This window comes from Tsukamurella serpentis (assembly GCF_054780975.1).
Window position 1 is genome coordinate 1 of sequence record NZ_BAAGVH010000015.1, and the last position, 1,062, is coordinate 1,062.

1 rRNA gene is annotated in these 1,062 nt (G+C 56.9%); it reads right to left on the reverse strand.

Annotated elements, in window-relative coordinates:
- A 23S ribosomal RNA gene (locus tag ACYVHG_RS15790) occupies positions 1-1,062 on the reverse strand; the annotation flags it as partial.

Genomic DNA, 1,062 nt, shown 5'->3' on the forward strand with positions numbered 1-1,062 from the left:
CTCGGCAGCATAGGATCATGGAATTCGCCGCAACGGCTACGCATCACCTCTCAGGCACATGAACCGCGGATTTACCTACGATTCGCCCTACAGGCTTACACCAGTACAACCACTGACTGGCCCCACTACCTTCCTGCGTCACCCCATCGCTTGACTACTACCAGCCGAGGTCCCGTGCATCCAAGGCACGCCACCCGAAGGTGATCCAGCCTCATCAGGACGGTTAGTACAACTGATTCATCATGGGCGATCTGACACGGGTACGGGAATATCAACCCGTTGTCCATCGACTACGCCTGTCGGCCTCGCCTTAGGTCCCGACTCACCCTGGGAGGATTAACCTAGCCCAGGAACCCTTGGTCATCCGGAGGACAAGTTTCTCACTTGTCATTCGCTACTCATGCCTGCATTCTCACTCGCGCAGCCTCCACAACTAGTTCACACTGCTGCTTCTACGGCTGCACGACGCTCCCCTACCCATCCACACTCAAAAGTGTGAATGCCGCGGCTTCGGCGGTGTACTTGAGCCCCGCTACATTGTCGGCGCCCAGCCACTAGACCAGTGAGCTATTACGCACTCTTTCAAGGGTGGCTGCTTCTAAGCCAACCTCCTGGTTGTCTTCGCGACCGGACATCCTTTTCCACTTAGTACACGCTTAGGGGCCTTAGCCGGCGATCTGGGCTGTTTCCCTCTCGACTACGAAGCTTATCCCCCGCAGTCTCACTGCCACGCTCTCACTTACCGGCATTCGGAGTTTGGCTGACGTCAGTAACCTGTGAGGGCCCATCGGCCATCCAGTAGCTCTACCTCCGGCAAGAAACACGCGACGCTGCACCTAAATGCATTTCGGGGAGAACCAGCTATCACGGAGTTTGATTGGCCTTTCACCCCTACCCACAGCTCATCCCCTCAGTTTTCAACCTAAGTGGGTTCGGGCCTCCACAACATCTTACTGCTGCTTCACCCTGGCCATGGGTAGATCACTCCGCTTCGGGTCCAGACCCGGCGACTCAAACGCCCTATTCGGACTCGCTTTCGCTACGGCTACCCCACAACGGGTT